General features: G+C 70.5%; 22 protein-coding genes. 10 read left to right on the top strand and 12 right to left on the bottom strand.

Annotated elements, in window-relative coordinates; genetic code table 11:
* Window positions 1-62: 62 nt before the first annotated feature.
* The 3 genes from AC4BDD_RS14350 to AC4BDD_RS14360 form a co-directional block, all read right to left on the bottom strand.
* On the bottom strand, window positions 63-2,240 hold the full coding sequence (locus AC4BDD_RS14350; protein ID WP_490691390.1) for a globin domain-containing protein: 2,178 nt from the start codon (window positions 2,238-2,240) through the stop codon (window positions 63-65).
* Between the two features lie 330 nt (window positions 2,241-2,570).
* A complete protein-coding gene (locus AC4BDD_RS14355) occupies window positions 2,571-3,203 on the bottom strand; it encodes an HAD family hydrolase (protein ID WP_490691391.1) in 633 nt (210 codons plus the stop codon).
* 259 nt (window positions 3,204-3,462) lie between these two features.
* The gene (locus tag AC4BDD_RS14360; protein WP_490691392.1) at window positions 3,463-4,680 is read right to left on the bottom strand and encodes an MFS transporter; all 1,218 of its coding nucleotides are present in this window, start codon (window positions 4,678-4,680) and stop codon (window positions 3,463-3,465) included.
* A gap of 142 nt (window positions 4,681-4,822) precedes the next feature.
* Here AC4BDD_RS14360 and AC4BDD_RS14365 point away from each other — a divergent pair, with 142 nt between their 5' ends.
* Together AC4BDD_RS14365 and AC4BDD_RS14370 are read left to right on the top strand one after the other, a co-directional pair.
* On the top strand, window positions 4,823-5,359 hold the full coding sequence (locus AC4BDD_RS14365) for a MarR family winged helix-turn-helix transcriptional regulator (RefSeq protein WP_490691393.1): 537 nt from the start codon (window positions 4,823-4,825) through the stop codon (window positions 5,357-5,359).
* Window positions 5,360-5,435: 76 nt separating this feature from the next.
* Window positions 5,436-5,891, top strand: coding sequence for a GNAT family N-acetyltransferase (locus AC4BDD_RS14370; RefSeq protein ID WP_490691394.1), 456 nt, complete (start codon window positions 5,436-5,438; stop codon window positions 5,889-5,891).
* 58 nt (window positions 5,892-5,949) lie between these two features.
* Here the strand turns inward: AC4BDD_RS14370 and AC4BDD_RS14375 are convergent, their stop codons facing one another.
* Both AC4BDD_RS14375 and AC4BDD_RS14380 read right to left on the bottom strand, forming a co-directional pair.
* Complete coding sequence (locus tag AC4BDD_RS14375; protein ID WP_490691395.1) at window positions 5,950-6,768, bottom strand: TetR/AcrR family transcriptional regulator; 819 nt, start codon at window positions 6,766-6,768, stop codon at window positions 5,950-5,952.
* 179 nt (window positions 6,769-6,947) lie between these two features.
* On the bottom strand, window positions 6,948-8,465 hold the full coding sequence (locus tag AC4BDD_RS14380; protein ID WP_490691396.1) for a serine hydrolase domain-containing protein: 1,518 nt from the start codon (window positions 8,463-8,465) through the stop codon (window positions 6,948-6,950).
* A gap of 134 nt (window positions 8,466-8,599) precedes the next feature.
* Here AC4BDD_RS14380 and AC4BDD_RS14385 point away from each other — a divergent pair, with 134 nt between their 5' ends.
* The 4 genes from AC4BDD_RS14385 to AC4BDD_RS14400 all read left to right on the top strand — a co-directional run bounded on the left by AC4BDD_RS14385 (window position 8,600) and on the right by AC4BDD_RS14400 (window position 11,946).
* Window positions 8,600-9,019: a MerR family transcriptional regulator gene (locus AC4BDD_RS14385; protein WP_490691397.1), complete on the top strand. Its 420-nt coding sequence runs from the start codon at window positions 8,600-8,602 to the stop codon at window positions 9,017-9,019.
* Window positions 9,020-9,108: 89 nt separating this feature from the next.
* Window positions 9,109-9,444, top strand: coding sequence for a thioredoxin (gene trxA, locus AC4BDD_RS14390; protein ID WP_490691398.1), 336 nt, complete (start codon window positions 9,109-9,111; stop codon window positions 9,442-9,444).
* A gap of 206 nt (window positions 9,445-9,650) precedes the next feature.
* Window positions 9,651-10,406: a sulfite exporter TauE/SafE family protein gene (locus AC4BDD_RS14395; protein WP_490691778.1), complete on the top strand. Its 756-nt coding sequence runs from the start codon at window positions 9,651-9,653 to the stop codon at window positions 10,404-10,406.
* A gap of 205 nt (window positions 10,407-10,611) precedes the next feature.
* The gene (locus tag AC4BDD_RS14400) at window positions 10,612-11,946 is read left to right on the top strand and encodes a phosphatase PAP2 family protein (RefSeq protein WP_490691779.1); all 1,335 of its coding nucleotides are present in this window, start codon (window positions 10,612-10,614) and stop codon (window positions 11,944-11,946) included.
* A 22-nt stretch (window positions 11,947-11,968) separates the two neighbouring features.
* Here AC4BDD_RS14400 and dnaB read toward each other — a convergent pair whose 3' ends face one another.
* On the bottom strand, window positions 11,969-13,447 hold the full coding sequence (gene dnaB / locus AC4BDD_RS14405) for a replicative DNA helicase (protein WP_490691399.1): 1,479 nt from the start codon (window positions 13,445-13,447) through the stop codon (window positions 11,969-11,971).
* Between the two features lie 430 nt (window positions 13,448-13,877).
* Here dnaB and AC4BDD_RS14410 point away from each other — a divergent pair, with 430 nt between their 5' ends.
* Entirely contained in the window at window positions 13,878-15,230 is a 1,353-nt protein-coding gene (locus AC4BDD_RS14410) for an MATE family efflux transporter (RefSeq protein ID WP_490691400.1), read from the top strand.
* 91 nt (window positions 15,231-15,321) lie between these two features.
* Here the strand turns inward: AC4BDD_RS14410 and rplI are convergent, their stop codons facing one another.
* The 4 genes from rplI to rpsF form a co-directional block, all read right to left on the bottom strand.
* Window positions 15,322-15,768, bottom strand: a complete 447-nt coding sequence (rplI, locus tag AC4BDD_RS14415; RefSeq protein WP_490691401.1) for a 50S ribosomal protein L9 — start codon at window positions 15,766-15,768, stop codon at window positions 15,322-15,324.
* A gap of 18 nt (window positions 15,769-15,786) precedes the next feature.
* Window positions 15,787-16,023 (bottom strand): 30S ribosomal protein S18, encoded by a 237-nt coding sequence (gene rpsR, locus AC4BDD_RS14420; protein ID WP_003978893.1) that lies wholly within the window; start codon window positions 16,021-16,023, stop codon window positions 15,787-15,789.
* Between the two features lie 83 nt (window positions 16,024-16,106).
* Entirely contained in the window at window positions 16,107-16,679 is a 573-nt protein-coding gene (locus AC4BDD_RS14425) for a single-stranded DNA-binding protein (RefSeq protein WP_490691402.1), read from the bottom strand.
* Between the two features lie 72 nt (window positions 16,680-16,751).
* On the bottom strand, window positions 16,752-17,042 hold the full coding sequence (rpsF, locus tag AC4BDD_RS14430) for a 30S ribosomal protein S6 (protein ID WP_006604399.1): 291 nt from the start codon (window positions 17,040-17,042) through the stop codon (window positions 16,752-16,754).
* Window positions 17,043-17,315: 273 nt separating this feature from the next.
* Between rpsF and AC4BDD_RS14435 the strand changes: the two genes are divergently transcribed.
* The 3 genes from AC4BDD_RS14435 to AC4BDD_RS14445 all read left to right on the top strand — a co-directional run bounded on the left by AC4BDD_RS14435 (window position 17,316) and on the right by AC4BDD_RS14445 (window position 20,038).
* Entirely contained in the window at window positions 17,316-17,639 is a 324-nt protein-coding gene (locus AC4BDD_RS14435; protein WP_490691403.1) for a hypothetical protein, read from the top strand.
* Window positions 17,640-17,797: 158 nt separating this feature from the next.
* The gene (locus AC4BDD_RS14440) at window positions 17,798-18,916 is read left to right on the top strand and encodes a lipid II:glycine glycyltransferase FemX (RefSeq protein ID WP_490691404.1); all 1,119 of its coding nucleotides are present in this window, start codon (window positions 17,798-17,800) and stop codon (window positions 18,914-18,916) included.
* A 90-nt stretch (window positions 18,917-19,006) separates the two neighbouring features.
* Window positions 19,007-20,038: an alanine racemase gene (locus tag AC4BDD_RS14445; RefSeq protein WP_490691405.1), complete on the top strand. Its 1,032-nt coding sequence runs from the start codon at window positions 19,007-19,009 to the stop codon at window positions 20,036-20,038.
* A gap of 36 nt (window positions 20,039-20,074) precedes the next feature.
* Here AC4BDD_RS14445 and AC4BDD_RS14450 read toward each other — a convergent pair whose 3' ends face one another.
* A complete protein-coding gene (locus tag AC4BDD_RS14450; RefSeq protein ID WP_490691406.1) occupies window positions 20,075-21,613 on the bottom strand; it encodes a glycosyltransferase family 87 protein in 1,539 nt (512 codons plus the stop codon).
* A 216-nt stretch (window positions 21,614-21,829) separates the two neighbouring features.
* Complete coding sequence (locus AC4BDD_RS14455; protein ID WP_490691407.1) at window positions 21,830-24,550, bottom strand: transglycosylase domain-containing protein; 2,721 nt, start codon at window positions 24,548-24,550, stop codon at window positions 21,830-21,832.
* Window positions 24,551-24,862 lie beyond the last annotated feature (312 nt).

Here is a 24,862-nt window from a genome sequence, read left to right on the forward strand (position 1 = left end):
GTTGTCCACAGTCCTCGTCCCCAGTCCGGGCCTTGAGATCTTCGCTTCCTTGCGCGACGGGGCTAGCGCCCGGCCGCGACCAGCTCTTCGATCGAGTCGTGGCGGATGCGGTGGCTGGGAACACCGACGCCCACCAGCGCGTCCACGCTGCTGCGGATCATCCCGGGCGGCCCGGAGAGATACGCGTCATAGGTGTTCCACGGGCCGTACTGCCGTACGGCGTCCGGAAGTTGTCCGCTCAGCCCGTTGGTGGGCCCGTCCGAGACCACCGGGCGCACCGAGAGCCAGGGGTGCGCCCGCTCCAGGCCCAGCATGGTCTCCATGTCATAGAGGTCATGGTCGCTGCGGGCGCCGTAGAAGACCTCCACCGGGCGGGTCCGGCCGTGCTCGGCGACGTCCTCCACCAGCGCCTTGATCGGCGCGATGCCGGTGCCACCGCCGAGACAGAGCAGACCGTTGTCGGTCTTGTGGTCGACCGTCATGGAGCCGGCGGGCGGGCCGAGCCGGAGGACGTCGCCGGGGCGGGCGCGGTTCACCAGTGCGCTGGAGACCCAGCCCGCCGGAACCGCCTTGATGTGGAAGGAGAGCAGCCCGTCCGGCCGGGGAGCGGACGCGAAGGAGTAGTGCCGCCAGACGCGCGGCCACCAGGGGGTCTCCAGGCTGGTGTACTGCCCGGCGAGAAACGGATAGGGCTGGTCCGGGCGGACGGTCACCACGGCGATGTCCGGGGTGCGCCGCTCATGCGCGACGACCTCGGCCTGCCACCAGGCGGGGGCGCGCAGTTCGTCCTCGGCGGCCGCGTCGATCATGATCTGCGAGATCGCGGTGTACGCCCGCACCCAGGCCGCCTCGGTCTCCGCGTCCCAGCTCTCCGTGGCGTAGCGGGTGAGGGCGCCGATGAGGCACTCCCCGACGGCCGGGTAGTGCTCGGGCTGGGTGCCGTACTTGCGGTGTCCACGGCCGAGATTGGCGAGATACGCGGTGAGGATGTCCGCGTCGTCGACATGCTGGGCGGCGGTGAGCAGCGCCTTGAACAGCCGGTCGCGCTGGGCGTCCATGGAGGCGGGGAACAGCGCCCGCAACTCGGGGTTCTGGAGGAAGAGCAGCGCGTAGAAGTACGAGGTGACCTTGTCGGCGATGGGCTCGATCTCGGCCATCGTGCGGCGGATCAGCACCGCGTCCGGGGACGGCTCGTCGACGTAGGCGCGTGCGCGTGAGGGGGCGGAGGCGGAGGCAGCGGCGGGTGCCGAAGCGGGTGCGGGGGCCGAAGCTTGGGCGGGGGCCGAAGCTTGGGCCGGCGCCGGGGCGGAGGCAGGGGCTCGCGCGGATATCCGAGTGGGGTGCTGAGCGGCGTCCGGTCTCAGCCCGTCGACGCGCGGCGGAGCCGGATCGGCCAGGCGCGCGGGGGCGGAGGCCGGGGCGGGGGCCGAAGCCTGGGCGGGCGCTGAGGCCGGGGCGGCGGCAGCGGCTGGGGCAGCGGCGGGGGTCGGGGCCGGGGCGGCGGCGGTGAAGGAATCGGCGGCCCCGGAGGGCGAGGCCGTCTCGGTCTCCTCCCGCGCCGCGGTCTCGCGCCGCGCCGCGAACCCCGGACCGGGCTCCACACCCGGCGCGCCGCTTGCGGCCGGGACGGGCTCCACACGCTGGGCACCGCTGCCGGCCGGGCCGGGCGCCGATCCGGCCTGCGGCACCTCAGGCCAGGAGGTGGCGGCGGCCGGACCGGCGTCGACAGCGCCTTGACCGGGCGCGGGGCGGCGGGGGACATCCGTCTCCGGCCCCGGCTCGGCGGTCCGCTGATGCTCCATGCGGTACAGCGAGGGCACGGAGAGATCGGGCTGCCCGGCGTTCGGCCGCTCCCACTGCCGGGGCACGGACGTCTGTTGCCGGGCTTCCGCGGCAGCGGGCGTCGAGGGACCGGGCACAGGATCCGGGGCCAGATCCGGAGCCGGGGCCGTCGCCGGGCGCTCCTGAACCGCGGGCGACGGGGCGGCCGGGGCCGGGGCCGGGCGCTCCTGGACCGCGGGGGACGGGGACGCCGGCGCGGCCGTACGGCGGTCGGCACCGGTTCCGACCGGCCGTATCCGGCTCACCTGCCGGCTGGGTACGGGCCCCTCACCCTGCGCCGCCGGTTGCCGGTCGGTGTGCTCCGCGCCCTTCTTGCCCGGGGTGAACCATCCCCAATCGCCGCTGTTGCCGCCGGGGTCGCCACCCTCGGCAGACGACGTGGTGGTCGGAGCGTCCATGGTTCCCTCGCCTCGAACATCTCTCTGTCGGTCCTGGCACACCCGAAGTGGGACGTGCCTGTCATTCCCCGTTCCGTTCCATTCGTGTCGCTGCGGTCCCGTCCGGCCGGCGCCCGGCCGCGGTCCTGCCGTGCAGCTTGCCATCAGTCCGTCGGCAACGGACAAATAGCCGGAAGTCCGCGTAACGAGAGGTCTTGTCCCGTTAGGCTGGGTTGGCCGATGCGGCGGCGCGCCGGCGTCCCGGCGCGTGACCGGGGTCGACCCTACCGGGCGTCGTGATTTGCACAACCCCCGAACCGAATGGCCCCTTACACCCGGCAATGCCGGTAATTACCTGCGGTTACCGACCAATTCGTATGCCTCGCGCAGATCCTTCCCGGTATATGCGTAGGAGGCGATTCCGCTCACATGGTGATCGGCGTTGACCGCGACCGATGTGGCCGCCACGGCGAACAGTTCGGCGTCTGACATCGAGTCCCCGTACGCCACGACGTCGGCTCTGGTGAGGCCGTAATTCGCGCAGAGTTCGTCGGCGATCCGCACCTTCGCGGTCGCGTTGAGAATGCCCGCCGGATCCACCGGCTCGCGGAATGGCACCGCGGGCCAGCGCGACCCATGGGCGGCGTCCGCTCCCCAGTCCAGCAGCCGCTCCACGAAGAAGCCCGGTGAGAGGGAGATCACCGCGCACCGCTCGCCACGTGCTCGGATGTCCGCCCAGACCTCCCGGATGCCCGACAGCCACGGCGCTCCTTCGAAGGCCGCCGAAACCTGCTCCTCGGTCAGCTCGCTCCACAGCGCACAGGCCCGTATCGCGAACTGGTCCGGTACCAGTTCACCCCGCGCGAAGGCCCGCTCGAGGTCGTCTATCTCGCGCTCCACACCCAGCTGCCGCGAGATCTCGATGGCGGCGGCGGATCCATGAATGAGCGTTCCATCGAGGTCGAACAGGTGCAGTCTCGTCATGAATCAAGAGCGTAGGCGTACGCGCTTTTCCCCGGGCGAGGAGGAGGAGCCGAAGATCCCGCGCAACGGGAGAGGTCGAGGCGTCCCGGCTTCTTTCTCCAGGGGAATGGGACGCCGGGAACGCCGCTGCGCGAACCGCCCCGCGCGAACGCCCACGCGCGGACACCAAAGCGCTCCGGTGCCGGGTCGGGATCGGGGCACCGGAGCGCTGGGGCTGCCGGGTGGGTGAGGGGTGCCGCGCATCGGGCGCGGGGCGAGGTCAGCGGGCGGAGGACACCGATTGGTCGACCGGCGCCGGGGTGCCGCCCGTGGCGACGACGCGACTGGTGCGCACCGTGCGACGCTCCAGGGTCACCGAGACGACGGCGGTGCCGAGAGCCGCGGCGGCCATCAGGGCGCCGACCCAGTTGGTGGCGGTGTAGCCCAGGCCGCCGGCGATGACCAGTCCGCCGAGCCAGGCGGCGAGGGCGTTGCCGAGGTTGAAGGCCCCGATGTTGGCCGCCGAGGCGAGGGTGGGGGCGTTCGGCGCCTGGTCCATGACCCGCTTCTGCAGCGGCGGTACGGAGGCGAATCCGAGGGCGCCGATCAGGGTGATGGTGACGGCCGCGGCCACCTTGTCGTACGCGGTGAAGGAGAACAGGCCGAGCGTGACGGCCAGCGCGCCGAGGGTGCTGAAGAGCAGCGGCATCAGGAAGCGGTCCGCGTAGCGCCCGCCGATGAGGTTGCCGACGACCATGCCCAGGCCGAAGAGCACCTGGAGCCAGGTGACGGAGGACTCCGCGTAACCGGCGGCGTCGGCCATCATCGGCGTGATGTAGGTGATGGCGGCGAAGACTCCGCCGAAGCCGAGCACGGTCATGGTCATCGCCAGCCACACCTGGGGGTTGCGGAAGGCGGCCAGCTCGCGGCCGAGGCGGGCGGCGGCCGGTCCGGGCTGCGCCGGGACCAGGGCGGCGATCCCGGCGAGGCCGATCGCGCCGAGTCCGGCGACCACGTAGAAGGTGGCGCGCCAGCCGAAGGTCTGGCCGATCCAGGTGCCCATGGGGACGCCGACGACGTTGGCGACGGTCAGCCCGGTGAACATGGTCGCGATGGCCCCGGCCCGCTTGTCGGGGGCGACGAGGTCGGCGGCGACGACCGAGCCGATGCCGAAGAACGCGCCGTGCGCGAAGGAGGCGAGCACCCGGCCGGCGAGCAGCACCCCGAAGGCGGGGGCGACCGCGGAGAGCAGGTTGCCCGCGATGAACACCCCCATGAGCATCAGCAGCATCTGCTTGCGGGTGAAGCGGGTGCCGAGCACGGTCAGCAGCGGGGCGCCGACAGCCACGCCCAGGGCATAGCCGGTGGTGGCGTACCCGGCGGTCGGAATGGACACGTCGAAGTCGGCCGCGACCTCGGGCAGCAGCCCCATGATCACGAACTCGGTGGTGCCGATCCCGAAGGCGCCGATGGCGAGCGCCAGAAGGGCGAGAGGCATGTCGGGGTCCCTCAGTTGATTGCGGGGGCGGCTTTACGTCACTGACAATAGTTGCAGACGCGCTATATATGCAAGCGCCGTCTATTTCGCTGCTGCTCTATCCTGGGCAGTGCCGCGCCGACGGCACCGAAGGAGGGACCCCATGGGACGATCCGCGCCGCACCCGCCGAGCCCGTCGCGCCCGGCCGGCGGAAGCCATGCCGCCGACCCGCCCGTCGGCCCCCGGCCCGCGCCCCCGACCCTCGCTCGCGGCTGGTGCGCCCTGTCCTCGCTGCACGGGCGGATCGAGAGCCATGTGGAACGCGCCCTGCAGGCCGCGCACGGTCTGAGCGTCCGCGAGTTCTCGGTGCTGGACGTGCTCAGCTACCAGCACGACGGCGACGGCGGCCACCTCCAGATGAACCAGCTGGCCGATGCCGTGGTCCTCAGCCAGAGCGCGACCACCCGACTGGTCAGCAGGCTGGAGGACCGCGGTCTGCTGACCCGCTACATCTGCCCCACCGACCGCCGGGGCATCTACACCGACGTCAGCGCCGACGGCCTCCAGCTGCTGGAGGAGGCCCGGCCGACCAACGAGACGGCCGTCCGCGAGGCGCTGGAGGAAGCCGCGAAGCGGCCCGAGCTGGCGCCGCTGGTCGCCGCCGTCGAAGCGCTGGAGTCCGGCACCGCACAGCGCTAGAGGACACCCCCCAGGGGGTGTCCGATGGGTCGCCGTGGGAGAGGAGACCCGTCGGACACCCCCTAGGCTGCCGATCATGAGCGACTTCGACATACGCCCGGCCGCCCCCGCGGACATCCCCGCCATCGTGGCGATGCTGGCCGACGACCCGCTCGGGTCGCGCCGCGAATCACCGGATGACCTCACGCCGTACCAGACGGCCTTCGCGCGACTGGACCGCGATCCGAACCAGCACGTGGTGGTCGCGGTCCGCGAGGGCCGCGTCGTCGGCACCCTGCAGCTCACCGTCGTCCCCGGACTGTCGCGTCGCGGGGCCACTCGCTCGATCATCGAGGGCGTCCGCGTCCACAGCGACGAACGGGGCTCCGGGCTGGGCACCCAGCTGATCGAGTGGGCCATCGACGCGTCACGCCGCGAGGGGTGCCAACTGGTCCAGCTCACTTCGGACGCGACCCGCGTCGATGCCCACCGCTTCTACGAGCGGCTCGGCTTCACCGCCTCCCACCTGGGCTTCAAGCTCCAGCTGGGCTGAGGGCCACAACACGGCCGGCCCGGAGGACAGCCGAGGCCGGCGGGGCGAGCGGGCGCGCTCAATCCGCCGAGGAGGGTGCGGCGACGTCCTGCCGGGCCCGCCTGCGGTGCGCCTTCTGACGGCAGGCGGATCCGCAGAAGCGGGGCGGCCGGCCGGTGCGGGCCGGCCGCATCGGAGCACCGCAGACCTCACAGTGCCAGGACCTGGTTTCGTTACGGTCGCCGAGCGACGTTCCGTTACCCCCGGTACGCCGCGCACGGGGTTTCGTGACAACTGCCTGCTGCGGCGGAAGCGGCGCCGCCGGGCTGGATTCGCGGGCCCGAAGCCCGTCACAGATGATCGCGATGGCCCGCCCGGGCCCACCGGCCGCGGACCGGCACCGCTCCATGAGCATCGCGCCGGCCAGCAGCGCCCGGATATCGGCGGTATCCACATCCTGCCGTACGGCGCCCGCTCGCTGAGCATTCGTCAGAAGCTCGCCCAGCGCCTGGTCGAAGTCCGTGCCGGCCGTGGCGCACTCCGCGTACGGCGCCTCCGCGAGCGCGCCGAAGGCTTCCCGGAGCGCCTTGTCGCCGCCGGCCGCGGCCACAACTCCGTGCAGGAACCCGAAGAACGCGCCTTCCGCGTCGGGCGACTGCGCCAACCGGACGGCCTCGTCGGTGAATTGCCGCACCGCCCCCTCCACCACGGCCCTGAACAGCAGCTCCTTGGAGGGGAAATGACGGTAGACGGTGCCCGCGCCGACCCCGGCCCGTCGCGCGACCTCGCCCAGAGAGGCCGTCAGACCCTGTGTGGTGAAGGCGGATCGAGCCGCTTCCAGCACCCGCGTCCGGTTCCGCCTGGCGTCGGCGCGCAGCGTCTCGTTCACATCCGTCACCTGCGTGCCTCCTCGACGGAGCGTGCCGTCACCTGGGTAACCGGGCCGCACATTCCGTATTTTCCAAGCGGGTCGGGACTTCCGATTCTAACGACGGAGAGCGGGCCGGAGGAGCGGGGGATAAGCGGATCAGATAAGTCCGATTTCCTGCGTCGTCCGATGCCGTCCGATGCCGTCCGTCACAGACCGCGCCAGCCCTCCGGGTCGATACCCCCGGGCACCACGTCACCCGGCTCGTAGGGCTGCCGGGTGAAGACGAAGGTGCCCACATCCAGATGGGTGTCCGCGCCGCCATGGCCACCCGCGCCGGGCACCACCCGCAGCGTCTCCCCCGCGTAGTAGCCGCTCAGCCCGGTCCAGGTGCCGTCCGCCTCGGCACGGAAACGCGCGGCCCGCTGGCTGGGCCCGCGCAGCGGAGTCAGCTCCAGGGCCCGGTCAGCGGCCAGCCGCAGCAGATACGGGGTGGTACCCCAGTACCAGGGGCCGGTCAGCGCCAGCAGCTCCGGATCCACCTCGGGCAGCGGCCGCCAGGGCTCGGGAACGCGCGGCTCACGTTCGGCCACGATGCGCACCAGGTCGGCGGCGGTGGCGCCGACCGCCGGCCCGGAGGTGGCGTTGGACAGCACGATCGCGGCCAACCGGTCCTCCGCGCTGATCCACAGCTGGGCCAGGAAGCCGGGCATCGATCCGCCGTGGCCGAACAGCGCCCGCTCGCCGTCCCGGGTGAGCTGGATGCCCAGCCCCCACCCGCCGGCCGGGTCGCCGGGCTGCGGCACGGCGGTCGGCGTCCGCATCTCGGCCAGGGTGGCGGGCGCCAGCACCCGCTCGTCTCCGTCGAGCAGGAAGGCGGCCCATCGGCCCAGGTCATCGGCGGTCGACCACAGCTGACCGGCCGGGCCCATGAGGCCGGTATCGACAGCTGGTTCGGGCATCATCACGTCCGCCCAGGGGTGCACCGCCCATCCACCAGCGTGCGGAGCCTGCGGTTCCAAGGTGGTGCGGGTCATGCCCAGCGGCTCCAGCACCTCGCGCCGCAGCACCTCCCCCCACGGGGCGCCGCGCACCTCCTCCACCAGCGCGCCGAGCAGCGCGAAGCCGGGGTTGGAGTAGTGGAACCGCCGGCCGGCCGGATGCGGCCACGGCCGCTCGCCCAGCAGGTCGCCCCGCTCCGGGCGCAGCTCCCCCGGCGTCCGCTCCCACCACGGCCCGCGCGCCTCGGCGGCCAGCCCGGAGGTGTGCGTCAGGAGCTGGGCGATGGTGACCTCGGCGGCCTCGGCGGCGCCCAGCCCCGCGCCCATGCCCGCGCCCGCGTCCGTCCCCCGGCCCGCGCCCATGCCCGTGCCCGCGTCCGTCCCCCGGCCCGCGCCCGTGCCCGCACTCGCGTCCGTGCCCGCGTGCCCGAGCGTCAGATGCTTGCCGAGCGGGTCGGCGAGATCCAGCAGGCCCTCGTCCCGCAGCCGCATCACCAGCACCGCCACGAACACCTTGGTCAGCGACCCGATGCGGTACTGGGTGTCCCCGTCCGGAGCGTGGCCGTCCACGCAAGTGCGCGCCCCGGTCCACACCGGCCGCCCGTCTCGCACGACCGCGCCCACCAGTGAGGGGGTGCGGCCCTCGGACTGGGCGACCGCGATGCGGTGCCACAGGGCGCGCCGGGTCTCGGGCAGCAGCTGGGCGAAGTCGTCATCAGGCGTCATGAGCGCACCCTACGGGCCCGGTTCCGGCGGCTCACCCCAATTCGCCCGGGCCTCGACGCGGGCCGCGGGAGGCGCGGATCGGGTCGCCGCCGCCACTGGCCTTCACCCCGACGTCAAGGTCTACGGTCGAAGCCATGCGGATCGGAGAGCTGGCCAAGCGGACCGGGACGACCACACGCACCCTGCGCTACTACGAATCCCTGGGGCTCCTCCCGGCGCGCCGCGCCGGAAACGGCTACCGCGCCTATGACGAGGAGGACCTGCGGCTGGTCCGGGAGATCAGGACGCTCCAGGCATTCGGCTTCGGCCTGGAGGAGACCCGGCCCTTCGTGGAGTGCCTGCGCGCCGGCCATCCGGCGGGGGACGCCTGCCCGGCCTCGCTCGACGTCTACCGGCGCAAGCTCGCCGAACTCGACGACTGCATCGCCCGCCTGCAGGGGATACGGGAGCAGGTCGGCGCCCAGCTGGTCCAGGCCGAGCAGGCCCGGGCCGAGCTGGACGCGGCGTCCCGCACCCCCGGCGGCCCCGAACCGCGCTGCGAACTGGCGCACTGACGCGGTGCGGTGCGGCCGCTCGCCCGTACACGACTCCACGAAGACGACTCACGTACCCGACTCAGGTACACGGCTCACAGGAGACAGAGATGATCCAGACGACAGGCGTGACCACGGTCACCGACGCGACCTTCTCCCAGGAGGTCCTGGACTCCGACCGTCCCGTCCTGGTGGATTTCACCGCCGCCTGGTGCGGCCCCTGCCGGATGATCGCTCCGGTCCTCGCGGAGATGGCCCAGGAGGAGGCCGACCGCCTCAAGATCGTCCAGCTGGACGTGGACAGCAATCCGCAGACGACGGCGGCGTACGGCGTGCTGTCGATGCCCACCCTCATGGTCTTCCGGTCCGGTGAGCCGGTGAAGTCCCTGGTGGGCGCCCGGCCCAAGGCCCGCCTGCTCCGCGATCTGGCCGACGTCCTGGACTGAACCCACCCCCGGCATCAAGCGATTTCTTGGGGGGCTGCAAGGAAATCCAAGGATTGACTTGGGTTTTCGGGGTGGACGACGATCTGTGCGGGCCCAGGCGGCAACCTGTCCAGGGACTTCACCCACCGGTCCGGACCATCGGTGGAGTCCCTGGACGGGTGCCGACCCCTCGTTGTCCACACGCATGATGTTCCGGAAGGTGAATGATGGAAGCTCTGGAGGCCCTGGCCATCGGCGCGGCGGGCGTCGCCGCGGGCGGGATCAACGCAGTCGTCGGGTCGGGCACCCTCATCACCTTTCCCACCCTGCTGGCCTTCGGCTACCCGCCGGTGCTGGCCAACGTCTCCAACAACATCGGCCTGGTGCCCGGCGTGCTCAGCGCCACCTACGGCTACCGCAGGGAGCTCAAGGGCCAGTCGAAGCGGCTGATCCGCTTCGGGAGCGCATCGCTCATCGGCGGACTCACCGGTGCCCTGCTCCTGCTGCAGCTCCCCTCCGCGACCTTCGACGCGGTGGTCCCGGTGCTCATCCTGACCGCCTGCGCCCTGTTGCTGCTGCAACCCCGGATCAACCGCTGGGTGAAGCAGCGTCAGGGCGAGCGCCGGGAGGACGGTGGCCTGCCCATGTGGTGCGGGGTTCTCGCCGCCGGGGTCTACGGCGGGTATTTCGGCGCGGCCCAGGGCGTGCTGCTGATGGGGCTGTTCGGCAGCTTCCTCCACGACGATCTGCAGCGGCTCAACGGCGCGAAAAATGTGCTCGCCGCCATCGTCAACGGCGTCGCCGCGATCGTCTTCGTCGCGGTGGCGGACATCGACTGGGCGGCCGCCGGACTGATCGCCGCCGGCTCCAGCCTGGGCGGCCTGCTGGGCGCGCGCATCGGCCGCCGACTGCCGCCGTCCGCGCTGCGCGCCGTGATCATCACCGTCGGTGTGACGGCGGCGGCCGTCATGACCGTGCGCTGATCATTAAGCGGCCGGCCGAGCCGAAAAAAGGCACTCGAACCCGCTCCGATAGCATGACGAACTCACGAGGATCAACCCTCGCCCGTCCTTCACCGCAAAACATGCTATCCAGCACGAAGAGTGACCTCATTAGCCAACGACTGACAAATCGGCCAAACAATTGATATCCATAGCATCGCGGGTGCTTTCGCGAATAAACGGAAGAATAACGTTCGCCGCGTGGCGTCAACCGCGGACGATCCTGTGGGCCGCAGCGGGTGTGGTGACCCTCGGATTCATCATCGCGCTGGAGATCGCCGCACGTCACTACGGCCTCCCGGGGCCGATGACCAACCAGGCGAAAGAGGTGATCTGCGCTCCCAAGTCAGGGCCTCTGCTGTACGCCAGCATGGCGCTGATGATGGTGGTGCTCACCTGGCGCCAGCGGTTCATCGCGTTGGGTACCGCGATCGGTATCGATCTGGTCTTCCTGCTGGTGCGGTTGGCGTTCCACATCAAGATGACCGACGGTCACTTCTTCGGCAACGGCGCGCTGTGGGTGATGCTGGGCTGTGCGGTCGTCGCGGTCACGCGCCGCACCGGCGCCGAACGCACACTGCTGCTGAAGGGCGTGGGGCTTGGCCTGCTGCTGGTGGCCGGCCGCAAGACCGGTGACACCTGGCTGCTCATCACCTCGAAGACCCGCCCGACGGTGCTCGACCAGTACGTGGCCACCGCCGATCACGCGCTGGGCAACCCGTCATGGGTGGTGGGCCAGATCGTCAAGGCCACCGGTCCGGTCGGCAGCCATCTTCTCGACTGGGTCTACATACAGCTCGCGGTGGCCGCGGTCGTGGTCACCATGTACCAGCTGCGCAACGTGGCGAGCGAGCGCCGCTTCCCGCGCCATCACCTGGTGCGCACCTTCCTGGTGATCGGCCTCCTGGGGCCGGGTATCTACATGATCTTCCCGGTGGTCGGGCCGATCTTCGCCTACGGCCCGGGTGCCACCGGCACCGGCGGCCTGCACTGGGCGGTGGCCGATCTGTGGCCGCACACGCCGCCGTCGCTCACCACCCCGCACTCGATGCCGTACGACGACCTCACCCCGCGCAACTGCATGCCCAGCCTGCACACCGCCTGGGCTACCGCGATATTCATCCATTCCCGCAAGGGCCCGCGTGCTCTGCGATTCGCCGGCGCTTTCTGGCTGATCGCCACGCTCGGTGCGACGCTGGGCTTCGGCTACCACTACGGTGCGGACATCATCGCCGGCGTGGTGTTCACCCTCACCATCGAGGCAGCTCTGCGCGCGCAGGTACGTGGCTGGGACCGGTCCGCAATTCAGCTGGTCGCTCACGGCGCGACGGTTTTCGCCGCGCTCCTGGTCTCCTATCGCTATCTGCCGATGGAGATGGCCCAGCATCGGTGGGTGTTCGGACCGCTGCTCATTCTGGCGATGGCTTCGGTGATCTACGGCTACGTGCGGACCACCAGATCGTGGGAACAGAAGACCGCGCCACCGGTGCGGCAACCGGAACCGCAACCAGAACTGGTGTGAATCACGTGGTGGCCGGGGTGCGTCAGGCCCCGGCCATGTCCACGAAGCGCGAGTAGTGACCCTGGAAGGCGACCGTGATCGTCGCGGTCGGACCGTTACGGTGCTTGGCGACGATCAGGTCGGCCTCGCCGGCGCGCGGCGACTCCTTCTCGTACGCGTCCTCGCGGTGCAGCAGGATGACCATGTCGGCATCCTGCTCGATCGATCCCGACTCACGGAGGTCCGAGACCATCGGCTTCTTGTCGGTGCGTTGCTCGGGGCCACGGTTCAGCTGGGAGAGCGCGATGACCGGCACCTCCAGCTCCTTGGCGAGCAGCTTGAGGTTACGGGACATGTCCGAGACCTCCTGCTGGCGGCTCTCGGGACGGCGGGCGCCACCGGACTGCATCAGCTGGAGGTAGTCGATGACGACCAGTTGGAGGTCGTTGCGCTGCTTGAGCCGGCGGCACTTGGCGCGGATCTCCATCATCGACAGGTTGGGCGAGTCGTCGATGTAGAGCGGGGCGGCGGAGACGTCCGGCATCCGGCGGGCCAGCCGGGTCCAGTCCTCGTCCGTCATGCTGCCGGAGCGCATGTGGTGCAGCGCCACCCGGGCCTCGGCGGACAGCAGACGCATCGCGATCTCGTTGCGCCCCATTTCCAGCGAGAAGATGACACTGGGCAGACCGCTCTTGATCGAGCAGGCCCGCGCGAAGTCCAGCGCCAGGGTGGACTTACCCATGGCCGGACGAGCGGCGATGACGATCATCTGGCCAGGGTGCAGGCCGTTGGTGAGCGCGTCCAGATCGGTGAAGCCGGTGGGGACGCCGGACATCTGACCGCTGCGCGATCCGATGGCCTCGATCTCGTCGAGCGCGCCCTCCATGATGTCGCCGAGCGGCAGATAGTCCTCGCTGGTGCGCTGCTCGGTGACGGCGTAGATCTCCGCTTGGGCCTTGTTGACGATCTCGTCGACGTCACCGTCGGCCGCGTATCCCATCTGGGTGATGCGGGTGCCCGCCTCGACCAGGCGGCGCAGCACGGCCCGCTCGTGGACGATCTCGGCGTAGTACTCGGCGTTGGCCGCGGTCGGGACGGACTGGACCAGGGTGTGCAGATACGAGGCGCCGCCGACGCGGGTGATCTCGCCGCGCTTGGTGAGCTCGGCCGCGACCGTGATCGGGTCGGCGGGCTCGCCCTTGGCGTAGAGGTCGAGGATCGCCTGGTAGACGGTCTCGTGCGCGGGCCGGTAGAAGTCGTTCCCCTTGAGGACCTCGACCACATCGGCGATCGCGTCCTTGGAGAGCAGCATGCCGCCCAGCACCGACTGCTCGGCGTCGAGGTCCTGCGGCGGGACCCGCTCGAAGCTCGGACCATCCCAGCCGCCGCCGCCGTCCCGGTCGCCGTCCTGCTGCGAGTCGCCGCCGAAGGAGGCGCGGCCCTCACCCCGGCGCTGCCTGGGGGACGGGAGTCGGTCGCTCGGGCCGCTGCCCGCCCAGGGGTCGTCAAGGGGCTCGGGCATGCTCACCCGCCACCTCCCTCCCGTCCGCGGCGCGGACTTCGTGGTGCCCCTTTTTCCTCACGGCACGGCTTTCCGACAACTAGGCGCTCGGCTCCGTTCACAGCGGCGGGCGCCGCACCACGGTAGGCCCACCAGGGCCGTCCGCCAATCTGGTTATCCACAGGCCATGTGGACGACGCGACGCTTCCTGTGGAGAACGTCCCCGATCCTGTGCACGACACGGGGGACAGCACTGTGGACAATGCCACTCCCCACCTGCAACCACCCCTGTGACCTGCGCTTTCTCGATCCATAGGCTGTGGGGAAGAAAAACTTTCCCGAGCGGGGCAAGATCGCGACAAACGGCGCAGAGAAGATCACCGTCCGCCACCTGTTGTAAGAGACACAAAGCCATTGTGTCCCTTACCTGTGGAAGATTAGATTGGGGGGCATGACCCAGGCTCCCGTGAGCGCCCCGAGCGGGCGGAAGAACCCCGCCCGCCGCCATGACCGCGAGATCATCGCCCTCGCCGTCCCCGCCTTCGGCGCACTCGTCGCGGAGCCGCTCTTCGTCATGGTCGACAGCGCGATCGTCGGCCATCTCGGCACCCCGCAGCTCGCCGGTCTCGGCGTCGCCGCCGCCCTGCTCACCACCGCCGTCAACGTCTTCGTCTTCCTCGCCTACGCCACCACCGCCGCCGTCGCGCGCCGGCTCGGCGCCGGTGACCGGCCCGGGGCCGTGCGGCAGGGCATGGACGGCATCTGGCTCGCCCTCATCCTCGGCGGCCTGCTGATAGCCGTGGCCGTGCCGGCCGCCCCGGCGCTGGTCGAGCTCTGCGGCGCCTCGGCCACCGCCGCCCCGCACGGCGTCACCTATCTGCGGATCAGCGCGCTGGGCATGCCCGCGATGCTCGTGGTGCTCGCCGCCACCGGCGTGCTCCGCGGCCTCCAGGACACCCGCACCCCGCTGTATGTGGCCATCGGCGGCTTCGCCGCCAATGCCGCGCTGAACGCCGCTCTGGTCTACGGTGCCGGGCTGGGCATCGCCGGGTCCGCCTGGGGCACCGTGATCGCCCAGCTCGCCATGGCCGGCGTCTATCTGACCGTCGTCGTCCGGGGAGCCAGACTGCACGGCGCCTCGCTCCGCCCCGACCCCGCCGGCATACGCGCCTGTGCCCAGGCCGGGGCACCGCTGCTGGTCCGTACGCTCTCGCTGCGGGCCATTCTGATGGTCGCCACCGCGGTCGCGGCCCGGCTCGGCGACGCCGACATAGCCGCCCATCAGATCGTCCTGACCCTGTGGAGTCTGCTCGCCTTCGCGCTGGACGCCATCGCCATCGCCGGGCAGGCCATCATCGGCCGCTACCTCGGGGCCGGCGACGCCGCGGGTGCCCGTGCCGCCTGCCGGCGGATGGTGCAGTGGGGAATCGCCTCCGGGGTGGTGCTCGGGCTGCTGGTGGCGGCCTCGCGACCGCTGTTCATCCCGCTCTTCACCAGCGACGCGTCGGTCCGCGACGCGCTGCTCCCGGCCCTGCTGGTGGTGGCCGTCGCCCAGCCCGTCGCCGGCATCGTCTTCGTCCTGGACGGCGTGCTCATCGGGGCGGGGGACGGTCCGTATCTGGCCTGGGCGATGATCGCCACCCTGCTGGTCTTCGCACCCGCAGCCCTGCTGGTGCCGGTCCTCGGCGGCGGACTGACCGCCCTGTGGTGGGCGATGACCCTGATGATGGCCGTGCGGATGGCGACCCTGTGGCTGCGCGCCCGGTCCGGCCGCTGGCTGGTCACCGGAGCCGTACGAGCCTGACCGGCGCGGGGCGGACACGGCCCGGACACAGCGAAGGGGGCCGCACCCCGCAGGGTGCGGCCCCCTTGTCACGCCATGCCGAGTGCGGCGATCAGGCCGCGATGACCTCGATGCCGAGCTTGGCGACAACCTCGGCGTGCAGACGCACGGAGACCTGGTGCGAGCCCAGGGTCTTGATCGGCGCGGCAACCTCGATGCGGCGCTTGTCCACGTCCGGACCACCGGCAGCCTTGATCGCCTCGGCGATGTCGGCCTGGGTGACGGAGCCGAACAGGCGGCCGGCCTCGCCGGCGCGGACGCCCAGCTTGACCTTGACGCCCTCGAGCTGGCCCTTGACCTCGTTGGCCTGCTCGATCGTGGCGATCTCGCGGATCTTGCGACCGCGACGGATCTGCTCGACGTCCTTCTCGCCACCCTTGGTCCAGCGGATCGCGAAACCACGCGGAACCAGGTAGTTGCGGGCGTAGCCGTCCTTGACGTCCACGACATCGCCGGCAGTGCCGAGGCCGGAGACCTCGTGGGTGAGGATGATCTTCATGATTCGGTCACCCTTCCCTTAGCGCGCGGTGGAGGTGTAGGGCAGCAGCGCCATCTCACGGCTGTTCTTCACGGCCGTGGCGACGTCACGCTGGTGCTGGGTGCAGTTGCCGGTGACCCGGCGGGCACGGATCTTGCCGCGGTCGGAAATGAACTTCCGCAGCAGGTTCGTGTCCTTGTAGTCGACGTAGGAGATCTTCTCCTTGCAGAACACGCAAACCTTCTTCTTAGGCTTGCGAGCAGGCGGCTTCGCCATTGTCTCTCTCCAGTGTGATCAAGAAGTTTGTGCTGTCGCCCTGCCGGGCCGCGCGCTGTTTCACGTGAAACAGCGCATCGGGCCTAGAAGGGCGGCTCGTCCGAGTAGCCGCCGGAGTTGCCGGAGCCACCGCCCCAGCCACCACCGCCGCCGCCCTGCTGGCCGCCGGACGGTGCGCCGGTTGCCCACGGGTCGTCGGCGGGAGCGCCGCCCTGCTGGCCGCCGCCGGAGCCACCGCCCCAGCCGCCGCCCTGCTGGCCGCCGCCGCCGTAACCGCCCTGGCCACCCCGACCGCTGGTCTTGGTGACCTTGGCCGTGGCATTGCGCAGGCTGGCGCCGACCTCGTCGACATCCAGCTCGAAGACCGTGCGCTTGACGCCCTCGCGGTCCTCGTAGGACCGCTGCTTGAGCCGGCCCTGCACGATGACGCGCATGCCGCGCTGGAGCGACTCGGCGACGTTCTCAGCCGCCTGCCGCCACACCGAGCAGGTCAGGAACAGGCTCTCGCCGTCCTTCCACTCGTTGGTCTGGCGGTCGAAGGTGCGGGGGGTGGACGCGACACGGAACTTCGCGACCGCCGCACCGGAAGGGGTGAAGCGCAGCTCGGGGTCGTCGACAAGATTGCCGACGACCGTGATGACGGTCTCGCCTGCCATTGGGGGAACCTCTCGGCGGGATTGCTGCTTGCTACTCGTTGCGATGCAGCCCGATTACCGCTGACGCGAGTGTCAGTGGGTCTCGGGACGGAGGACCTTGGTCCGGAGGACCGACTCGTTCAGGTTCATCTGGCGGTCGAGCTCCTTGACGACCGCAGGCTCGGCCTGCAGGTCGATGACCGAGTAGATGCCCTCGGGCTTCTTCTTGATCTCGTACGAGAGACGACGACGGCCCCAGGTGTCGACCTTCTCGACCTTGCCGTTGCCCTCACGGACCACGGAAAGGAAGTTCTCGATCAAGGGGGAGACAGCGCGCTCCTCCAGATCGGGGTCGAGGATGACCATCACCTCGTAGTGACGCATGTGGAACCCACCTCCTTTGGACTCAGCGGCCACGGTCGTTCCGTGGCAGGAGGGTCGTAATGCGTTCCACACCGGCCTGTGCCGCCCAGCCGCGTCGCTCACGGAGCTTGCCGTGGGCTGTGCGGGTCCTGAGGGCAGACACCGGTGCAGACCGTACACAGTACCCGTCCACGTGCTTCCGGTTGAAATCCAGCCGCCTATCCCCTCAATCTGTACACATCGGGTGTGAGCGGCGTTACAGTACGCCGCCCAAGTCCATTCGGAGGTGCCCCCATGGCACAGGCAGCACGGACCACTCGGCCCCGTGGCCTTCTCGCGCTCCTCGACACCGACGGCAAGCCGCATCCCATCGAAGACAGCTTCGTCGCCGCGACGCTGCTGCTCGGGGTGCTCTCCTTCATCACCGCCCAGTTCCACAGCCTCCACCTGCTCAGTTCCTGGAGCGGCCTGATCGGCATCCTCACCGGCGCCTGGGGCCAGATGATCTCCAAGACCATCGGCGAGCGGTTCGGCCTGGTCATCGGGCTCGGCGCGGCCGGCGCCGGGTTCTACCTCGGGATGGCCCACGGCGGCCTCTTCGGCGGCGTACTCGGCTAGCCGGCACCCGGCCGGAACAGGCTCACGCCTCTCGGCGGACGGGCCCACCGGCGGCCATCCGCCGTGGGCCCAGACGGGTCGCTCCCTTGTCGCAGTAGGCTTCGGCGCGAGAGCTGGAGCCCCGACCATGGGGACAAACCTGCCGAGGAGCGCCCCGCATGAGCCTGACCCTGAGGACGATCAGCCGAGAGCAGCATCTGGCGTATATCCAGAGTCTGCCTGCGGCCAGCCACATGCAGGTGCCGGCGTGGGCGGACGTGAAGGCGGAGTGGCGCTCGGAGAATCTGGGCTGGTTCGACAAGACCGGCCAGCTGGTCGGCGCTGGTCTGGTGCTCTACCGACAGCTGCCCAAGATCAAGCGTTATCTCGCATACCTGCCCGAAGGCCCGGTGATCAACTGGTACGCGCCCAACCTCGCGGACTGGCTGCAGCCGATGCTGGCCCACCTGAAGCAGCAGGGCGCCTTCTCGGTGAAGATGGGCCCGCCCGTCATCATCCGCCGCTGGGACGCCGGCGCGATCAAGTCCGGGATCCAGAACCCGGACGTGAAGCGGCTGCGCGATGTGGAGGCCACCCACATCGAGCCGCGCGCCTTCGAGGTCGCCGACCAGCTGCGCCGGATGGGCTGGCAGCAGGGCGAGGACGGCGGTGCCGGCTTCGGCGACGTGCAGCCCCGCTACGTCTTCCAGGTACCGCTGGCGGGCCGCTCGCTGGAGGACGTCCACAAGGCCTTCAACCAGCTGTGGCGACGGAACATCAAGAAGGCCGAGAAGGCCGGTGTGCAGGTCGTCCAGGGCGGCTACGAGCACCTGGCGGAGTGGCAGCGGCTGTACGAGATCACCGCCGAGCGCGACAAGTTCCGGCCCCGCCCGCTCAGCTACTTCCAGCGCATGTGGAACGTCCTCAACTCCGAGGACCCCAACCGCATGCGGCTGTATTTCGCCCTGCACGAGGGTGAGGCCGTGGCCGCCGCCACCATGCTGATCGTGGGCGGGCACGTCTGGTACTCCTACGGCGCCTCCGCCAACCACAAGCGCGAGGTCCGGCCGTCCAACGCGATGCAGTGGCGGATGCTCCAGGACGCCTACGGGCTCGGCGCCACCGTCTACGACCTGCGCGGCATCAGCGACTCCCTCGACGAGAACGACCACCTCTTCGGTCTGATCCAGTTCAAGGTGGGCACCGGCGGCCAGGCCGCCGAGTACCTCGGCGAATGGGACTTCCCGCTCAACAAGCTGCTGCACAAGGCACTCGACATCTACATGTCGCGCCGCTGACGCGCCCCCGCCGCCACTGAGGCGGCGGGTTCCCTCACCCCTGTAGAAACACCGCTCCACTCGCCACGAGAAAGGTTCCGGGTCTCCGCCATGGCGCTCACCCTTTACGTCGACACCGCACGCTGGCGGGCGCATCAGCAGTCCGTGGTGCAGCAGTTCCCCGGCATAGTCCCGGTCTGCAAGGGCAACGGCTACGGCTTCGGCCATGAGCGGCTGGCCGAGGAGGCCGCCCGCATCGGCACCGACATCCTGGCCGTCGGCACCACCTACGAGGCGGCCCGGATGAAGGACTACTTCAGCGGTGACCTGCTGGTACTGACCCCCTTCCGGCGCGGCGAGGAGCCGGTGCCGCTGCCGGACCGGGTGATCCGCTCGGTGTCCTCGGTGGACGGCGCCTACGGCCTGGCCGGCGCCCGGGTCATCGTCGAGGTCATGAGCAGCATGAAGCGGCACGGCGTCGCCCCCGAGGAGCTGGCCCAGCTGCACGCCGCCGTGGAGAACGTGCGGCTGGAGGGCTTCGCCATCCACCTGCCGCTGGACCGCACCGACGGCATCGACGCGGTGGAGGAGGTCATCGGCTGGATGGACCGGCTGCGCGCCGCACATCTGCCGCTGCACACGATGTACGTCAGCCACCTCAAGGCGGAGGAGCTCGCCCGGCTCCAGCAGCAGTTCCCGCAGACCCGGTTCCGGGCGCGGATCGGCACCCGGCTGTGGCTCGGCGACCACGACTCCACCGAGTACCGGGGAGCGGTCCTGGATGTCACCCCGGTCGCCAAGGGCGACCGCTTCGGCTACCGCCAGCAGAAGGTCGCCTCGGACGGCTATCTGGTGGTCGTGGCGGGCGGCACCTCGCACGGGGTCGGCCTGGAGGCCCCCAAGGCGCTGCACGGCGTCATGCCGCGCGCCAAGGGCGTCGCACGGGCGGGTCTGGCGACCGTCAACCGCAATCTGTCGCCGTTCGTCTGGGCCGGTAAGCAGCGCTGGTTCGCCGAGCCCCCGCACATGCAGGTCTCGCTGCTCTTCGTGCCGGGCGACGTGCAGGCGCCGCAGGTCGGTGACGAGCTGGTCGCCTATCTGCGGCACACCACCACGCAGTTCGACCGCCTGGTCGACCGCTGATGTGAGCGCGGGCGGCCCGGGGGCCTGAAGCGGTGGTCAGCCGACCCGCTTCGGGCCCTCGGCCGCTTCCCGGGGGCGCCCCCACTCCACCACCGGGCCGGTGTCCGCCTCCGCGCCCCGCGCCCGGGTGTCCTGGTGCAGCCGCTCCGCGGCCTCGCCCAGCACGAACGCGTCCGGTGCCCCGTCCAGCACTCCGCCCGACGGATCGTCCGAGCCGTCCTTGCGCACCACGTCCCGCTCCGGCATCAGCACGTCCCGCACCACCACCGCGCAGAGATAGAGCGTGGCCAGCACGTGGACGGCGATCGCCACCTGGTAGCCCTCCGGCGGCAGTCCCCGGCGCGAACCGCCGCCGTTCATCCACGCCAGGTACATCCAGATGCCGACGAAGTAGATCACCTGGCCGGCCTGCCAGATCAGGATGTCGCGCCACTTGGGGCGGGCCAGCGCGGCGAGCGGGATGAGCCAGAGCACGTACTGCGGCGAGTAGACCTTGTTGGTGAGGGCGAACGCGGCGACCACCAGGAAGGCCAGCTGGGCGAAGCGCGGGCGGCGCGGCGCGCACAGCGCCAGCGCGGTGATCCCGGCGCAGGCGAGCACCATCAGCGCGGCGACGTAGGTGTTGGCGTCCTCGATCGGGTCCCCGGTGCGCTGCGAGATGATCATCCAGACGGAGCCGAAGTCGACCGGCCGCTCCTGGCTGAAGGTGTAGAACTTCGCCCATCCCTCGCGGATGTGCAGCCCGCCGCCGCTGGTGGAGAGCATCACCGGCAGGTTCACCACCAGCCAGGCGCCCACCGCCCCGGCCAGCGTCGAGCGGCAGGCCCGCAGCCGCCCGGCCCGCAGGCACAGCAGCAGCAGCGGCCCGAGGAGCAGCACCGGATAGAGCTTGGCGGCGGTCGCCAGGCCGATCAGTACGCCCGTGGCCAGTGAGCGGCCGCGCGACCACATCAGCATCGCGGCGGCGGTCAGCGCCACCGCGAACAGATCCCAGTTGATGGTGGCGGTGAGCGCGAAGGCCGGGGCGAGCGCGACCAGCAGGCCGTCCCAGGGGCGGCGGCGGTGGGTGCGGGCCACGCAGACGGCCATGACGGCGGCGCAGGCCATCAGCATGCCCGCGTTGACCATCCAGTAGATCTGCTGCTGGTGCTCGATGCCACCGCCGTTGGGTGTGATCCATGCCGCGACCTGCATGAACAGCCCGGTGAGGACCGGATACTCCAGGTAGTCCATGCCGCCCGAGAGGTCGGACGGGATGCGGTCGAAGTAGGGGACGATCCCGTCGGCGAAGCCGCGCCCGCGGTACAGGTGCGGGATGTCGGAGTAGCAGGCGTGGGTGTACTGGCTGGTGGCGCTGGAGAACCAGCCGCCGTCGTAGCAGGGCGCCTTCTGGACCATGCCGAGCGCGAACATCCCGATGGCGACGAGCGCGATGATCCGCACCGGTGTCCACCAGTTGACGCCGACCAGCGCCCGCCGGCCCACGGGCCCGCCGAGCAGTTCGCTGCCGGCCGCGGCGATCTCGTCCTCGACGGTCGGCCGCACCGGCTGGGAGTCCTCACGCGCGCTCGTCATGCGGCCATCCTGCCGTACCGGGCGCGGCACCTCAGCGGGAGTCGGCCCCCTGGGCTATGGCGGGCGGACCCGTGGAAACGGCCGCGGCCGCGCGGAGCGAGGTGCGCTCCACGCGGCCGCGGCCGTGATGGGGGGCGGTCAGGGCCGCCCGCGTCGGTTCGGGACCGGCTCAGGGTCGTCCATCGGCCGCAAGACCGCCGGACGGGCCCTGGCCGGCTACTCCCTGCTGTAGCCCTCCGGTCCGCCGAAGATGCCCCCGTCGCTGGGCGTCTCGGTGGGCGGCGAGCTGGTGTCATCACCGCCCGGGCCACCACCCGGGCCGCCGCCGGGGCCACCACCCGGGCCACCGTTGCCGTTGCCGCCGGTGTCGGTCTGGCAGTCCGGGTCGAACGGATCGCAGGGGTCGGCCGAGCTCGGCGTGGTGGACGGGGTCGTGGACGGGGTCTCGGACGGCGTCTGGGACTTCGTCTCCTCGTCCTCCGGGGTGCGGCTCGGCGCCGCGGAGGTCGGGTCGGGGCTGGCGCCGGCGCCGTACCAGCTCTCGCCGATCGGCGCGGGGTCGGGGAAGTCCTCCTTCTCCTCGCCGTTCAGCGCCGCGCGCATATAGGCCGCCCAGATCTTGGACGGGTACGAGGCGCCGTGGACCTTCTCCTCGCCGCCCACGCCGTACATCGGCAGGAAGCCCTCGTCACTGTGCTTGTCGTCCAGCCGCCACATACCGATCGCGGTCGACAGCTGCGGGGTGTAGCCGGCGAACCAGGCCGACTTGTTGTCGTCGGTGGTGCCGGTCTTGCCCGCCGCCGGGCGCCCGATCTGCGCGTTGGTGCCGGTGCCCTCCTTGACCACGGTCTGCAGCACGTCGGTGACGTTGTCCGCCACCTCGGTGTCGAACGCCCGCTCCTTCTTCGGCGCGTGCTCCTTGTGGCTCCAGATCTCGACGCCGTCCTCCTCGATCGTCTCGACCGAGTACGGGTCGGCCTGCATGCCGCGGTCGGCGAAGGTGGCGTAGGCGCCCGCCAGGTTGATGGCGCTGGGCGCCGAGGTGCCGAGCGAGAACGTCGGGGTGAGCGAGGTGAACTCGTCCTTGTCCATGCCCGCGCGGATGGCCGCGTCCCGCACCTGCTCAAGGCCGACGTCCATGCCCAGCTGGATGTAGGCGGTGTTCACCGACCACTGCATCGCGGTGCGCAGGTCGATCGGGCCGCGCTGCTGGTTGTCGTCGTTGCGCTGGTGCCACTCCCGGTTGTCCTTGTCGTGCCAGACGGTCCGGTCGTAGTTGTACAGCGTGAGCTTGTTGTTGCCGTTGTACTTGGCCTTCGGCGACAGCCTGGTGCGCATCGAGGCGGGCTGGTCCTCTTCGCCCTCCGGATCCCGGACGCCGTCGGACATCGCGGCGGCCAGCACGAACGGCTTGAAGGTCGATCCCACCTGGACGCCGGTGTAGTCGGCGTTGTTCTTCCAGTGCTCCAGGGCGTTCTTGCCGCCGTAGATGGCCACGATCTTGCCGGTACCGGGCTCGACCGAGGCGCCGCCGAACTGGACATGGGTGTCCGTCTTGGGGCGCTGCTTGGCGTCGATGCTGGCCTTGCTCACCTTCTCGACCGCGGTCTTCATCTTCTCCACCTTCGCCTTGTTGAAGGTGGTGTGGATCTGGAAGCCGCCCCGGTCCAGCTGCTTCCGGTCGATGTTGGTGTGGTCGATGATGTACTGGTCGGCGAGGTCGGTGAGGTAGCCGATCTGCCCGGCTTTGTTGGTCGCCGGCTTCGGCGGATGCGGGGTCGGGAATTCCTTGCTGATCCACTTGGCCCGGTCGGCCTCCGTCATGCGGTCGGTCTCGACCTCACGCTTGAGGATCCAGGCCCAGCGCTCCTTCGCCCGCGCGGTGTTCTTCTCCTTGGTGGCCGCCACCCCGATGCCGCCGGCCGGGTCGTAGAGGTTGGGGCCGTTGAGCGTGGCGGCCAGGAAGGCGCTCTGGCTGTCGTTCAGCTCGTCGCAGTCCTTGCCGTAGTACGCGCGGGCCGCGGCCTGGATGCCGTACGCACCCCGCCCGTAGTACGCGGTGTTGAGATAGCCCGCGAGGATGTCGTCCTTTTCCTGGGTGGCACCGACCTTGATCGCGATGAACAGCTCGGTGACCTTGCGCTTGAGCGTCTGCTCCTGCTTCAGGTAGGTGTTCTTCACGTACTGCTGGGTGATGGTCGAACCACTCTGGGTGGCTCCGCCCTTCGCCATGTTGACGACGGCGCGCGCGATACCCATCGGGTCGACGCCGGAGTCCTCGTAGAAGCTCGCGTTCTCCGCGGCGATCACCGCGTCCTGCATCGACTGCGGGATCTTGCTGAGCGGGACGATCTGGCGGTTGTAGTCGCCACCGCCGGAGACGACCATCTGGTCGCCGTTGTCCCAGTAGTAGACGTTCTTCTGGGTGGTGGCCGCGGCCTGGGCGTTGGGCACCTCCACCAGCATCAGCCCGATGGCCACCGCGCCGATCAGCATGGCGACGAAGAACAGGAAGGTGCCGGTCACCAGCTTCCAGGACGGCACCCAGCGCCGGAAGCCGGTCTTGCCCCTGCGGGGGTAGTCGATGAAGCGCTTCTTGCCCGGCGGCTGGCCGCCACCGCCACGGCCGCGGCCACCGCCGCCGCCGCTGCCACCGCCGCGCCTCCCGCCGCCGTGTCCGGCGGATCCGTGGCCGGCTCCGGAGCCGGCCGCTTCGGGGGCACGGCGCCGGCCGCGCTGTGCGGCCCGCCGGGCCTCGGCCCGGCCGCCGTAGGGGCGGTCCTCGCCCGGCGGCGTGGCGCCCTGCGGGCCGGCTCCGGGCACAGCGGCATTGCTTGGTGGCGCTGCACGGCGACCGGGCGGCTGCTGCGCAGCGCGCCGGGCCGCTGCTCGTCCGCCGCCCTCGGGCTGCGGCGGCTTGCGACGGTGCTCGCTCATGGAACGACTACTCCTCGGGCAGGCGCTATCGCCTGAAAGCGGCAGGTTTCCGGTCCCCCCGACGTGCGGACCGGCCGCTGGCAGCGTCCGGGCGCACTGCATCCGGGACGAGGACGACTGGCGACGTCGCACGGTTCCCGGTGGTCTGCATGGCGAACAGAGTACGCATGGTCAAAACTGGCCCACCGGTCATCTTCACTCCAAATCAGGCAGGTTGACTTCAACGAATCCCTGATGTGACGCCGTTCACCACACTCGCTCTTGTCCCAGGGGGGTGCTCCCTCTATCGTCTGGATGTATCGAGTCGATACA

The sequence above is a fragment of the Streptomyces sp. JLBT605 genome (assembly GCF_058215555.1).